Raw genomic sequence first — 13,580 nt, forward strand, 5'->3', positions numbered from 1 at the left:
TCAGGGTTTGACGTCGACCGTCGATGCCTGCGCCGCCCTTTGCGCCGCCGCCGCGCGCAGCGCCAGCAGCTTGGCGCGCGGATCTTCCTTGGCCTTGGCCTCGTGCAGCTTCATCTCGCCGATGAAGCGGCTGGGGATGGCCTGCACCGTGTCGCGGCCCTTCTTGCGCCGTCGCAGCACGTTCACCGCCAGCGTGCGGCGCGCACGGGTGATGCCCACGTACATCAGGCGGCGTTCTTCTTCCAGGCGCTGCGGGGTCATCTCGTCGTCGTCGCTCTTGAAGGGCAGCAGGCCCTCGTTCACGCCGGCCAGCACCACGTGCGGCCACTCCAGGCCCTTGCTGGCGTGCAGGGTGGAGAGCGTGACCACGTCCTGCTCGTCGCCGCGTTCGGCCAGGCTGATGATGACCGAGATGGTCTGCGCCACCTCGAGCACGCTCTTTTTCTCGGTCTCCACGCTGATGCCGCCATCGTTCTCAATCTCGCCGCCGCAGCGCTTGGCGATCCAGTCGACAAAATCCATCACATTCGACCAACGCGCGGCCGCCAGCTTCTCGCTGTCTTCGCCTTCGTAGAGGTGCTTCTCGTACTCGATGTCCTTCAGCCAGCCCGTCAGCAGCACCTTGGCATCTTCGCGGCCCACGGTGTGGCGGGCGCGGTATTCGAGGTCGTTCACGTAGCGGCCGAACTCGTGCAGAGAGCCGACGGCGCGCGCGTTGAGCGCCGTGCCGAGGCTGTCGGCGAAGAGCGCTTCGTACAGGCTCGTCTTCCACTTGCCCGCGAACTCGCCCAGCGAGCCGAGCGTCTGGTGGCCGATGCCGCGCTTGGGCGTGGTCACGGCGCGCAGGAAGGCCGGGTCGTCGTCGTTGTTGACCAGCAGGCGCAACCAGGCGCACAGGTCCTTGATCTCGGCGCGGTCGAAGAAGCTCTGCCCGCCCGACACCTTGTAGGGGATCTCGGCGCGGCGCAGCGCCTTCTCGAACACGCGCGCCTGGTGGTTGGCGCGGTAGAGGATGGCGAAGTCCTTGAACTGCACCTCGCCGCCTTGCCCGCGCAGCGACTGGATGCGCGCCACCGCGCGCTCGGCCTCGTGCTCCTCGCCGTCGCACTCGACCACGCCCACCGGCTCGCCGTCACCCAGGTCGCTCCACAGCTTCTTCTCGAACAGCTTGGGGTTGTTGCCGATCACCGCGTTGGCGGCTCGCAGGATGTGGCCAGTGGAGCGGTAGTTCTGCTCCAGTGGGATCACCTTCAGCGTCGGGTACTCGGCCGGCAGGCGGCGCAGGTTGTCGATGGTGGCGCCGCGCCAGCCGTAGATGGACTGGTCGTCGTCGCCCACCGCGGTGAACATCGCGCGTTCGCCGGCCAGAGCTTTCAGCATCTCGTACTGGATGGCGTTGGTGTCCTGGTACTCGTCGACCAGCAGGTAGCGCAAGGTGTCCTGCCACTTGGCACGCACTTCGGCGTCGCGCTGCAGCAGCTTGTGCGGCAGGCCGATCAGGTCGTCGAAGTCGACTGCCTGGTAGGCGGCCAGGCGCTCCTCGTAGCGCTTCATCACCTCGCGGGCCACGCGTTCGTCGTCGTTCTGCGGCTCGATGGTGTCGCTGTGCAGGCCCTGGTTCTTCCACAGGCTGATGGCCCACTGCCAACGGCGCGCGAGGTTGTTGTCGCTGGTGGAACCGGCTTCCTTCAGCACGCCGAGCACGTCGTCGCTGTCGAGGATGCTGAACTGCTGCTTCAGGCCCAGCTTCTCGCCTTCGCTGCGCAGGATGCGCACGCCCAGCGAGTGGAAGGTGCTCACCACCAGGTTCTTGGCGGCGCGCGGGCCGATCAAAGCCTTGGCGCGCTCGCGCATTTCCTGCGCGGCCTTGTTGGTGAAGGTGATGGCGGCGATCTGCCCCGGCGCGTAGCCGGCCTCGAGCAGGCGCGCGATCTTGTGGGTGATGACGCGTGTCTTGCCAGAGCCTGCGCCGGCGAGCACGAGGCAGGGGCCGCCGAGGTGGTGCACGGCGTCCATCTGGGCGGAGTTGAGGGTGTCGGCCATGAGTGATGTGAGCCCCAAGGCCACCGGGGCGGTAGCCGCCCCCCGAGGGGAGCGAGAGAACCTTGGGACGGCCCGGCGGTTCTCTCTGGAAGGATGCGCATGATAGTCAGCGCCCTGTCATCGGGCTTTGTGGCGGCTGTGGTAAACCGGCCGGCCATGAGCAATCTGACCCGCCGACGCCAGGTGATCGGGCTCGCGCTCTCGGCGATGGCCGCGCCGGGCTTCGTGCGCCACGCGCGTGCCGCCGACGCACCCCGCTTCGGCCTCGGCGTGGCCTCGGGCCACCCGCTGGCCGATCGCGTGGTGCTCTGGACGCGCCTCACCGGCCCCGACCTGCCCGAACAAACCGAGGTGCAGTGGGAGATCGCGCACGACGAGGGCTTCACCAGGATCGCCGCACGGGGCACCGAGGTGGCCGAGGCCGCCTGGGCGCACAGCGTGCACGCCGAACCGGGCGGGCTCGCGCCGGGGCGCGTGTACTGGTACCGCTTTGCCACGCTCGGCCAGCGCAGCGCCACCGGCCGCACGCGCACCGCCCCTGCACCGGGCGATGCGGTGGCCCGCCTGCGCTTTGCCATCGCCAGCTGCCAGCGCTGGGACCACGGCCACTACGCCGCCTGGCGCCACATGGCGGCGCAGGACCTCGACCTGATCCTCTTTCTCGGCGACTACATCTACGAGTACCCCTCGCCGCCGATCGCGCTGCGCCTGCACGTGGGCACGGCCGCACGCAGCCTCGGCGACTACCGCGCCCGCTACGCGCAGTACAAGAGCGACCCGGCCTTGCAGGCCGCGCATGCCGCCGCGCCGTGGATCAGCGTGTGGGACGACCACGAGATCGACAACGACTACGCCAACGACACGCCCCAGGTGCCCGACCTGCTGTTTGCGCAACGCCGCGCCGCGGCCACGCAGGCCTACTGGGAGCACATGCCGTTTCCGAAATCGATGCGCCCGCAGGGGTCGCAGATGCGCATCTACGGCCGCTTCGACTGGGGCACGCTCGCGCGCATCCATGCCCTCGACGACCGCCAGTACCGCGACGTGCAAGCCTGCCCCAAGCCCGGCCGCAACGGCTCCAACACCGTGTTCCTGAAAGACTGCCCGGAGCTGACCGACCCGCGCCGCAGCCTGCTCGGCAGCGCACAGGAAGAGTGGCTCGCGCAGGGCTGGGACCGCGAGCGCCCCTGGAACCTGCTCGCCCAGCAAACACTGATGGCGCGCCTGAACTGGTCGGGCGACCCCGCCACCGGCGGCAGCTACTGGACCGACGGCTGGGACGGCTACCCCGCCGCGCGCCAGCGCCTGCTGAACGGCGTGGCCGAGCGAAAGCTGCCCGGCGTGGTGGTGCTCGGCGGCGACGTGCACGCACACTGCGTGGCCGATCTCAGGACCGACTACGACGCCGAGCGGTCGCCGGTCGTCGCCAGCGAGTTCTGCGGCACCTCGATCTCCAGCCGGGGCATGGCGCAGGAGCGCATGGCCGCGGCGCAACGGCTCAACCCGCACGTGCATTACGCCCACAGCGAGCAGCGTGGCTACATCGGCTTCACGCTCGATGCGAAGCGGCTCGAAGCCAGCCTGTATGCCGTCGACGACCCGCGCGACGCCGCCTCGCCGGTGCAGGTGGCCGCCCGCTTCGAGGTTGAAAACGGCGCACCGGGCGTGCAGTCAACTGCGCGACACACCCGGTAGGAATTCACACTGTTGTTGATGCGTCGCAACACGACAAAAGATAGGGAGCTGACTCTTGTACTCAGGTGCTGCGGCGCGGAGATACTCGCCCGCTTGCTGGCAATCACCCCTGCCGCCCCATAGAAGTTCAAACCCCCTCGCCACACGCGAGGGGGCTTGTGGGCCGCAGCCGCGTCGCCGCCGACCGCACGCCTGAGCCGCCACAGCGATACTCGCCCGCCATGCAAGCGATTCTTGCGGTCACCATCCCCTTCTTCGCGCTCGTGCTGTGCGGCTATCTGGCCGCTCAGCGCCACGTGCTGCCGGAGTCGGCGATCCCGGGGCTCAACGCCTTCGTGCTGTTCTTCGCCCTGCCGTGCATGCTGTTCCGCTTTGGCGCGAGCATGCCGTTCGCGCAGTTGATCAACCCCTCGCTCGTTGCCATCTACGCGTTGGGCGCCGTCGTGATCGTGTTCTTCACGGTGGCCATGACACTGCGCCGCGGCGACACCGGCCGCGGCGTCGACATGAAGAACGCCGCCTTCGGCGCGCTGGTCGCGGCCTTCCCCAACACCGGCTTCATGGGCGTGCCGCTGCTCGTGGCCTTGCTCGGCGAGCAGGCAGCCGGGCCGGTGATCAGCACGGTGCTGATCGATCTCTTTCTCACCAGTTCGCTGTGCATCGGGCTCGCACAGGCCTCCGACGCATCGCACGGCGCGGTGTGGCGCTCGCTGCGGGGCGCACTGAGCAACCCGCTGCCGTGGGCCATCGGCCTGGGCGCGCTGGTGGCGGCGTTGTGCGTGGAGCTGCCGGGGCCGCTGTCGCAGATCGTCAAGATGCTGGGCGATTCGGCGACGCCGGTGGCGCTCTTCACCATCGGCGCGGTGCTGTGGCGCGCCGGGCAGCACGCGCACACGCGCACGCCGGTGCCGCAGTACCTGCCGGTGGCGCTGATCAAGCTCTTCATCCACCCGCTGGTGGTGCTGAGCATCGGCCTGCTGCTGCGGGCTGCCGGCATGCCGGTGCCCGAGTTCGGCCTGAGCGTGCTGATGCTCGCGGCCGCGCTGCCGAGCGCCAGCAACGTCTCGCTGCTGGCCGAGCGCTATGGCGCCGACAACGGCCGAGTGGCGCGCATCATCATGGCCAGCACGGTGCTGGCTTTCGTGACCTTCTCAGCGCTGGCCTGGGGCCTGGGGGTCGGGCGCGCCGCCTGACAGCACGGCGGCGCACACCAGCCGCTCCATCTCGTCGGCCCATTGCTGCATCTGTGTGGCGTCGAGCTGCACCAGCATCGCGTACCGTCGCCCGCCCCACACCGCGAGGTGCAGCGCGCGCACTGTTTCTGGCGCGGGGCGGTGGGGCAGGTCGGTGCAGGCGTCGAACACGCGCTGCCACATCGCGCCCAGTTCGTCGTTCGCGCGCCGCTGGTGCTTGGGCTCGGCCACCTGGGGCTCGATCTGCAGCATGTCGGGGTGGAACCAGGTGCTCTGCGGGTGGTGCACGCCGCTCGTGAGTTGCACCAGGCGGTGGATGCGCTCCTGCCAGACGAGATCGGGCGGTTGCGCCACCTGCGCGTCCACCGTCTGGATCAGCACCTCGATGCAATGGCGGATGTAGCCCGAGTGCAGCGCCGCCTTGCTCGGGAAGTAGTCGTACAGCGTGCCCACCGCAATACCAGCTTCGAGTGCCACCGCGCGGGTGGTCAGGCGAGACCAGCCGTCGCGCTGCCAAATCCGAACAAAGGCGTCGAACACGGCCTGTACCGTGACCTTGGCGCGGGCTTGCGTGGGCCGCTTGAGCGGCTTGGCGAGCGTCTTGGCGGTGGAGCGAGCGCGAACCTGCGGCATGGCTCAGTTTCCGAACCCACGCGGGCGGCACGGCCCATACAGTCTTCGCACCTTGATTCCAACGCTACGGAGACCTGTCATGCCCGCGCTCATTCAATTGCAAACCGACAAGAACTCGCTCGGCTCCACCCGCGTCCAGACCGCGACGCTGCCGGGGCTGAAAGAAGGCGAAGTCCTGATGCGCATCGAGCGCCTGGCGGTGACATCGAACAATATTACCTACGCTGCCTTCGGCAACGTGCCGCACCTGCGCTACTGGGGCTTCTACCCCACCGGCGAAGAAGGCTGGGGCCACATGCCCGCCTGGGGCTTCGCCACGGTCGCCAAGTCGACGGTCGAAGGCGTCGAAGAGGGCGAGCGGTTCTACGGCTTCTGGCCGATTGCCAGCCACGTGATCATGCAGGCCGTGCGCGTGAGCGAGCGCGGCTTCTACGACGGCACGCCGCACCGCCTGGAGCTGACCTCGGCCTACAACCAGTACCAGCGCACCACCACCGACGCCGCCTACCGTGCCGCCGACGAGAACTTCCAGATGCTGCTGCGCCCGCTGTACATCACCTCGTACATGCTGGCCGACTTCCTGCAAGACAACGCGTACTTCGGCGCCAAGCAGATCGTCGTCTCCAGCGCATCGAGCAAGACGGCGTATGGCACGGCCTTCGGCCTCGAAGGCGACCGCAGCGTCGAGCTGATCGGCGTCACCTCGGCCGGCAACAAGGCCTTCGTCGACAGCCTGGGCTGCTACCAACGCAGCGTGACCTACGACGAGATCGCCACGCTCGACCCGAAGCTGCCCACGCTGTATGTCGACTTCTCCGGTGACACCGGCCTGCGCGCGCGCATCCACAAGCACTTCGGCAATGCGCTCGTGCACAACTGCTACGCCGGCTCGGCCCAGTCGCACGATCACCTGAGCAAGGACATGCAGGAGCTGCCCGGCCCGAAGCCGCAGCCTTACTTCGCGCCGTACCAGATCAAGAAGCGCAACTCCGACTGGGGTGCCGCCGAAGTGACGCGCCGCTTCAACGAGTCACAACTCGCCTTCATCCGCCGCGTGAGCGATGCGGCCAAGCCCTGGATGCAGGTGAAGGAGCACAGCGGCTTTGCCGATGCGCAGACCCTGGTGGCCGACCTGGTCGATGGCCGCATCGACCCCAAGCAGGGTCATGTGGTCGTGCTGACCTGAGCCGATTCAGGGCTCCCGGCACAGGCAGTGCGTGACGGCGGCGTAGGGGCTGCGCCCGTCGCTCACGCCGGCCAGCCAGCCGAGTTCGTTGCGGGCCTCGTGCATCACGCGCCCCGCGAGACCCGTGGGAACGAGTTCGAGGTCGAACTGCGCCATCAGGTGCTGCATCACCGCAGCACCGCCCAGCAGGTCGATCAGGCGCTGGGCGCGGCCCGGCTCGGGCTGGATGTAGACCACGCGGGTGTCCTCGGGCAGCTTGGCCCGGGTGGCGGCTGATTTCAGGGCGTCGGGCAGGTTGCCCAGGCGGTCGATCAGGCCGCGCTCGTGGGCCTGCGCGCCGGTCCATACGCGGCCTTGCGCCACAGCGTCGATCTTGTCGGGCGTGGTCTTGCGCGCCGCTGCGGCCTTGCCGGTGAACTCGGCATAGATCTGGTTGATGTTCACCTGCAGCAGCTCGTTGAAGCGCTCGTTGGGTGGCAGGCGCGGGTCGCCGACGCTGCCCAGCCAGGTGGTGGTCGTGCCCGCGGTGTGCACGCCCAGTTTCTCGAGCGTCTTGTCGGCCGAGGGCAGCAGCGCGAACACGCCGATCGAGCCGGTGATGGTGCCGGCATCGGCGATCACCTCGTCGGACGACATCGAGATCCAGTAGCCACCCGAAGCCGCCACGTCGCCCATCGACACCACCACCGGCTTGCCAGCCGCGCGGGTGAGTTCGAGTTCGCGGCGCACGAGTTCGGAGCCGAACACCGAGCCGCCGGGGGAGTTGACGCGCAACACCACCGCCTTGATGTTGTCGTCTTCGCGTGCCTGGCGCACCAGCGCCGAGGTCGATTCGCCACCCACCTTGCCGGCGGGGGCCTCGCCGTCAATGATTTCGCCTTCGGCCACCACGACGCCGATGGCATCGCCGACCAGCGGCGGCGACTGACGTGCCAGGTAGTCCTCGAACGGGACTTGGCGGAAGGTCTTGGATTTGTCGTCTTGCGCCGCGCCGCGTTCGATCAAGGCCTTGCGCATTTCGTCGCGGGTCTTGAGGGCATCGACGAGCTTGCTCGTGAGCGACAGCTTGGCCGGGTCGCCGCCCGCGGCCACCAGGCGTTGCGGCAGGTCGTTGATCAGCGCCATCACGCTGCCGGCGGGCAGCTTGCGGGCGGTCTCCACGCCTTCGAGGTAGGTGGCCCACAGCCCGTTGTAGAGGTAGGCGTCGGCCTCGGCCGCCTCGGGCGAGGGCGAGTTGGCGATGAAGGGCTCGGCGAAGCTCTTGTAGGTGCCCACACGCACCAGGCTCACCGTCACGCCCAGCTTGTCGAGCGCGTCGCGGTAGTAGTTTTGTTGCCGGCCGTAGCCCTTGAGCATGACCGTGCCCATGGGGTGCATCCATACCTCGTTGGCCTGCGCGGCGATGTAGTACTGCCGCTGGTCGTAGCCGCCGCCCCAGGCGATCACCTCCTTGCCGCTGGCCTTGAAGCGCTGCAGTGCGCTGGCCACTTCACGCTGACCCGCGAGGCCGCCGCCCTGGAACTCATCGAGTACGAGCACCACGCGCGTGATCTTCGAATCCTTGGCGGCGGCGTCGAGCACGGTGAGCACGTCGCGCAACTGTGTGCTGCGGGATGGGTCGCCCTGGATCTGCGCAAGCGCGGTCTGGCGGAAGGTCGTCGCATGCTGCTCGACCAGCGGGCCGCGTAGGTTCAGCACCAGGGCGGTGTTGTCCTGCAGCTTGGCCGGGCCGCCGAAGACGAACGCCGCCACGACCGCGATCAGGATCAGCAGGAAGACGATGTTGAAGAGCGTGCGCCGCGTGGCGTCGATGAAGCGCCAGAAGCCGCCGAACCAGCGGGCGAGTGCAGAGGTGGGGCGAGCAGGCATGCGAGGCTCCGGAACCGAAGAGTGAGGAGGAGGAATGCGGCCACTGTAAGGCCGCATCGCCGGATGCACCTGAGTGCGGTTTGGCAGAGTCGAAAGCGAGGCAAAGCTCAGGCGAAAACGCGCGACGCGCAGACGGCCTGTTGTCCTACAGACGCTCGAAAGGGGGCTCCCTAGGATCAATCCCGGGTCACAGCTCCCTCCTCCCTCCCTGAATGCTGTGGCTCATTCGGCGGGCCGCGCGTGAGCGCAGCCCGCTTTTCTTTTGGGGCGGGCTGTTTTCAGGCGCGCCGTGCGATCGCCGTGGCGTTGGCCGGGCGTGTCAGATCGCCAGCGGGTCGACATCGAGCGCCCAACGCTGCACCGCCTTGTGCTGGCTGCGCAAGCTCGGCAGCTCGGCCATCCACGGCGTCAGCACGCGCTGCAGCGCGCCGCGCGTGCTGGCCTCCACCAGCATTTGCATGCGTTCCATGTCGGCCACGCGCGAGACGCTGCTGGGCACGGCGGGGTAGATCAGCAGTTCGCTCGCACCTGGCAGTTGCGCGGCCATGTCGGCCGCCGCTTGCAGAAAGGCGCGGGCGGCTTCGACGGTGCGCGCCTCGGCCCGCAGCAGGGCCAGGTGCGCGAAGGGCGGCAGGCCGGCCATCTGGCGCTCCTTCAACTGGCTGGCGGCGAAGGACACGTAGTCGTGCTGGCGCAGGGCCGCGTAGATCGGGTGCGTGGGGTGCCAGGTCTGCACCCACATCTCGCTGCGCGCGGCCTGTTCGGCGTCGCGCCCTGCGCGCCCCGCCGCTTGCATCAGCAGCGAGAAGAGGCGTTCGGGTGCGCGGAAGTCGCTGCTGAAGAGCGCGCTGTCGGGGCTCACCGCGGCCACCAGCGTGATGCGGCGGAAGTCGTGGCCCTTGGCGATCATCTGTGTGCCCACCAGCACATCGACCTCGCCCGCATGCACGGCGGCAAGGCGGGCTTCCAGCTCACCTTTGTGTCGGGTGCTGTCGGCGTCGATGCGGGCAATGCGCGCGCCGGGCAGGCTGGCAATGAGTTGCTCCTCCAGCCGCTCGGTGCCGCGGCCAATGGGTGCGATGTCGAGGTTGCCGCACTCCGGGCAGGCGCGCGGTACCGGCTGGCTGAAGCCGCAGTGGTGGCAGCGTAGCGTGCGGTCGAGCTTGTGGAAGACGCGCCAGGCGCTGCAGTGCGGGCAGTTGCTCTTCCAGGCGCAGGCGCCGCAGTGCAGCACCGGCGCGTAGCCGCGGCGGTTGAGCAGCAGCAGGCTTTGCTCGCCGCGCTCCAGCCGCCGGCCGAGCGCGGCCACGAGCTGGGGCGACAAGGTGGTCGTCACGCCCGGGGCCTTGGGCAGCAGGTTCATGTCGATGATGCGCACCGCCGGCAGCACGCCGCCGCCGATGCGCTGCGCGAGCGTCAGGCGTTCGTAGCGGCCCTGCTCGGCGCGCTGCCAGCTCTCCAGCGAAGGCGTGGCCGAGCCGAGCACCACGCACGCGCCTTCGAGCTTGCCGCGGTAGACGGCCAGGTCGCGCGCTGAATAGCGCGAGCCGTCCTGCTGCTTGTACGAGGGGTCGTGCTCTTCGTCGACCACGATCAAGCCGAGCCGCGGCATCGATGCGAACACCGCCAGCCGCGTACCCAGCACCAGGTCAGCCAGACCCAGGTGGGCGGCCAGCCAGTTCTTGAGCCGCTGGGCCGGCGTGAGCCCGCTGTGCAAGGCGACGATGCGGCGAGGCGAAGCGCCGCCAGCAAAGCGCTCGGCGAAGCGCGCCTCGAGTTGTGGCGTGAGGTTGATCTCGGGCACGAGCACCATCACCTGGCGGCCGGCCGCCAGAGCGTCTTCGGCGGCGCGCAGGTAGACCTCGGTCTTGCCGCTGCCCGTCAGCCCGTGCAACAGCACCACCGGCGCAGCACCGGGCTGGCTGATGGCGGCGATGCGGTCGAGCGCGGCGGCCTGGTCGGCACTCAGTGGCGGGCGAACCGGGGCGACGGCCGGCTCGAGCGGCTCGGCCCAGCGCTTTTGCAGGCGGCTGATGCGCGAGGCCAACTGCGCGGCGTCGAGCTTGCGCAGTTCGGGCGGCAGCACCGACAAGGCCACCTCGCCCAGGCTGCGCTGGTAGTAGGCAGCGCAGAAGCCGACCAGCTCGCACCAGCGCGCCGACAGCGGCGGCAGCGCGCTCAGCACCTGTGTGATGGGCTTGAGCGCCAGGCCGGGTTCGTCCGACGGCTCACCCGGCCACACGATGCCGGCCACTTCGCGGCGGCCAAACGGCGCACGCACCAGGGTGCCGGGGGGGAGTGCGCGATCGCTCAGGTAGTCGAGCGCGGACTGCAGGCCGGTGTGTTGCGGAGCCTCGATGGCGACGCGAATGCGTTGCGGTTCATCCATGTCGAGGCGGGGTCACTTGCGTAGGAAAACTCTGATCTTCTTGAAGGAATAGGCTTAAGTCGATGATTTTGCTGACCTTTTGAAGCTTTCCACGAAGACTGTGGATAACTTTGTGGGAAACCGTCAAAAATCGCAGCTAGATCCTTGATTCTTGGGCCTTGGCGTTGCGTTGCCCCGTTTTCAGGCAAATTCAACGCTCAATAAAATCAACAACTTAGCGACGTAACCCCCAGCACTTTTGCTGCAATGCAACAACAATCGAGGCCGGATCCCGTTCGCAAGCTTTTGGGGATAAGTCAAGCCCTGAGTGCGCGCTCACGGGGAAAGTCCCGCCTGTCGTTCCGAAACTTTGCAACCAGCTGTGACAGAAATCGATCTCGGATTAGGCCTGTCGATGCATCCGGGGTGAGTGCTCATGCACCGCGTCGACCAGCGCCGACACGCTCTCGGGCGGCGTGTGCTGGCTGATGCCATGCCCGAGGTTGAAGATGTGGCCGCCCCGGCCGCCGTTTGCGGTTTGCCACGGGCCGAAGCTGTCGAGTGTTTTCACCACCTCGTCGCGGATCTGCTGCGGCGCGGCAAAGAGCACATTGGGGTCGAGATTGCCCTGCAGCGCCACGCGGTCGCCCACGCGTTGGCGGGCGGTGCCGAGGTTGACGGTCCAGTCCAGGCCCACCACGTCGGCGCCGGCCGCGGCGATTTCTTCCAGCCACAGCCCGCCGCCCTTGGTGAACACGATGTGCGGAATGCGCTGGCCGCCGTGCTCGCGCTTGAGTTTTGCCAGCACGCGCCGGGTGTAGTCGAGGCTGAAGGCCTGGAAGGCGCCGTCGGCCAGCACGCCGCCCCAGCTGTCGAAGATCATCACCGCCTGCGCGCCGGCCTCGATCTGGGCATTGAGGTAGGCGGCCACCGCGTCGGCGTTGACCTGCAGCATGCGGTGCATCAGGTCGGGCCGGCTGTAGAGCATGGTCTTGACCAGGCGGTAGTCGTCCGAGCCGGCGCCTTCGACCATGTAGCAGGCGAGCGTCCAGGGGCTGCCCGAGAAGCCGATCAGCGGCACGCGGCCGTTGAGCGCCTTGCGGATCGACGTCACGGCGTCGAACACGTAGCGCAGCTTGTCGAGGTCGGGCACTTCGAGCTTGGCGACCGCGGCCTCGTCACGCACCGGGTGCGCGAACTTCGGGCCCTCGCCGAGCGCGAAGCTCAGGCCCAGGCCCATGGCGTCGGGCACGGTGAGGATGTCGCTGAACAGGATGGCGGCGTCGAGCTTGTAGCGCTCCAGCGGCTGCAGCGTGACCTCGGTGGCGTATTCCGTGTTGGTGGCCAGCCCCATGAAGCTGCCGGCTTGGGCACGCGTGGCGCGGTACTCGGGCAGGTAGCGCCCGGCCTGGCGCATCAGCCACACGGGGGTGTGGTCGGTCGGTTGGCGCAGACAGGCGCGCAGGAAGCTGTCGTTTTGGAGCGGTGCAAACATCGAAGAATTATCGCCCCCCAGTCGCTGCGCTCCTGCCCCCAGGGGGCGCCGCCTGGCGGCCCGGCAAAGCCGGTTCCGCGGGCGTTGCTTGATGGGCACCGTGCTTCGCAGGTGCGGGGCTCATAATTTGCCGTCATCGCCACGGAGACTGTCATGCTTGCCCAGAACGTCCTGCAAACCATCGGCAACACGCCCCACATCCGCATGAACCGGTTGTTCGGCAACAGCCACCACGTCTATGTGAAGAGCGAGCGGGCCAACCCCGGCGGCTCGATCAAGGACCGCATCGCCATGGCCATGGTCGAGGCGGCCGAGCAGAGCGGCCAGCTCAAGGCGGGTGGCACCATCATCGAGCCGACCTCGGGCAACACCGGCGTCGGGCTGGCGATGGTCGCGGCGGTCAAGGGTTACAAGCTGGTGCTGGTGATGCCCGAGAGCATGAGCGTCGAGCGCCGCCGCCTGATGCTGGCCTATGGCGCGAGCTTCGTGCTGACGCCGCGCGAAAAGGGCATGAACGGGGCGATCGCCAAGGCGACCGAACTCCTGGCCGAAACGCCCGGCGGATGGATGCCGCAGCAGTTCGACAACCCGGCCAACATCGACGTGCATGTGCGCACCACCGCCGAGGAGATCGCGGCCGACTTCCCGAGCGGCGTGGATGCGCTCATCACCGGCGTGGGCACCGGAGGCCACATCACCGGCTGCGCCAAGGTGCTCAAGGGCATGTGGCCCAAGCTGAAGGTATTCGCGGTGGAGCCGAGCGCCTCGCCCGTCATCAGCGGCGGCAAGCCCAGCCCGCACCCCATCCAGGGCATCGGGGCGGGTTTCATCCCGAAGAACCTGCACACCGACCTGCTCGACGGCGTGATCCAGGTCGAGGCCGAGGCGGCGCGCGAAATGGCTCGCCGCTCGGCGCGCGAAGAGGGGCTGCTGGTGGGAATCTCGTCGGGCGCCACGCTGGCGGCCATCGCGCAGAAGCTGCCCGATCTGCCCAAGGGCGCAACGGTGCTGGGTTTCAACTACGACACCGGTGAGCGCTATCTGTCCATCGAAGGCTTCCTCCCCGCGGAATGACGACCCCTCGCTCGCCGGGTACGG

At 68.3% G+C, this 13,580-nt stretch carries 9 protein-coding genes; 4 read left to right on the plus strand and 5 right to left on the minus strand.

The features are described 5' to 3' along the window. On the minus strand, nucleotides 1–2,043 hold the full coding sequence (locus AC1KAR_RS11475) for an ATP-dependent helicase (RefSeq protein WP_480317575.1): 2,043 nt from the start codon (nucleotides 2,041–2,043) through the stop codon (nucleotides 1–3). A gap of 156 nt (nucleotides 2,044–2,199) precedes the next feature. On the opposite strand from AC1KAR_RS11475, the gene AC1KAR_RS11480 reads away from it, so the two are divergent. Next, the gene (locus AC1KAR_RS11480; protein WP_480317577.1) at nucleotides 2,200–3,738 is read left to right on the plus strand and encodes an alkaline phosphatase D family protein; all 1,539 of its coding nucleotides are present in this window, start codon (nucleotides 2,200–2,202) and stop codon (nucleotides 3,736–3,738) included. A gap of 221 nt (nucleotides 3,739–3,959) precedes the next feature. Continuing rightward, on the plus strand, nucleotides 3,960–4,931 hold the full coding sequence (locus AC1KAR_RS11485) for an AEC family transporter (RefSeq protein ID WP_480317579.1): 972 nt from the start codon (nucleotides 3,960–3,962) through the stop codon (nucleotides 4,929–4,931). Here the strand turns inward: AC1KAR_RS11485 and AC1KAR_RS11490 are convergent. Next, entirely contained in the window at nucleotides 4,890–5,564 is a 675-nt protein-coding gene (locus AC1KAR_RS11490; RefSeq protein ID WP_480317581.1) for a TetR/AcrR family transcriptional regulator, read from the minus strand. The two genes, AC1KAR_RS11485 and AC1KAR_RS11490, sit on opposite strands and share 42 nt — an antisense overlap. A gap of 79 nt (nucleotides 5,565–5,643) precedes the next feature. On the opposite strand from AC1KAR_RS11490, the gene AC1KAR_RS11495 reads away from it, so the two are divergent. Next, nucleotides 5,644–6,750: a DUF2855 family protein gene (locus AC1KAR_RS11495; protein WP_480317583.1), complete on the plus strand. Its 1,107-nt coding sequence runs from the start codon at nucleotides 5,644–5,646 to the stop codon at nucleotides 6,748–6,750. Between the two features lie 6 nt (nucleotides 6,751–6,756). Here AC1KAR_RS11495 and sppA read toward each other — a convergent pair whose 3' ends face one another. The 3 genes from sppA to hemE all read right to left on the minus strand — a co-directional run bounded on the left by sppA (nucleotide 6,757) and on the right by hemE (nucleotide 12,482). Continuing rightward, nucleotides 6,757–8,619: a signal peptide peptidase SppA gene (gene sppA / locus AC1KAR_RS11500; RefSeq protein ID WP_480317585.1), complete on the minus strand. Its 1,863-nt coding sequence runs from the start codon at nucleotides 8,617–8,619 to the stop codon at nucleotides 6,757–6,759. Between the two features lie 319 nt (nucleotides 8,620–8,938). Further along, nucleotides 8,939–11,008 (minus strand): primosomal protein N', encoded by a 2,070-nt coding sequence (locus AC1KAR_RS11505; RefSeq protein WP_480317587.1) that lies wholly within the window; start codon nucleotides 11,006–11,008, stop codon nucleotides 8,939–8,941. Between the two features lie 382 nt (nucleotides 11,009–11,390). Then, entirely contained in the window at nucleotides 11,391–12,482 is a 1,092-nt protein-coding gene (gene hemE / locus AC1KAR_RS11510) for a uroporphyrinogen decarboxylase (protein ID WP_480317589.1), read from the minus strand. 153 nt (nucleotides 12,483–12,635) lie between these two features. Between hemE and cysK the strand changes: the two genes are divergently transcribed. Then, nucleotides 12,636–13,556 (plus strand): cysteine synthase A, encoded by a 921-nt coding sequence (gene cysK / locus AC1KAR_RS11515; RefSeq protein WP_480317591.1) that lies wholly within the window; start codon nucleotides 12,636–12,638, stop codon nucleotides 13,554–13,556. The last annotated feature ends 24 nt before the right edge of the window (nucleotides 13,557–13,580 follow it).

The sequence above is a fragment of the Piscinibacter sp. PDB1-1 genome (assembly GCF_056675995.1).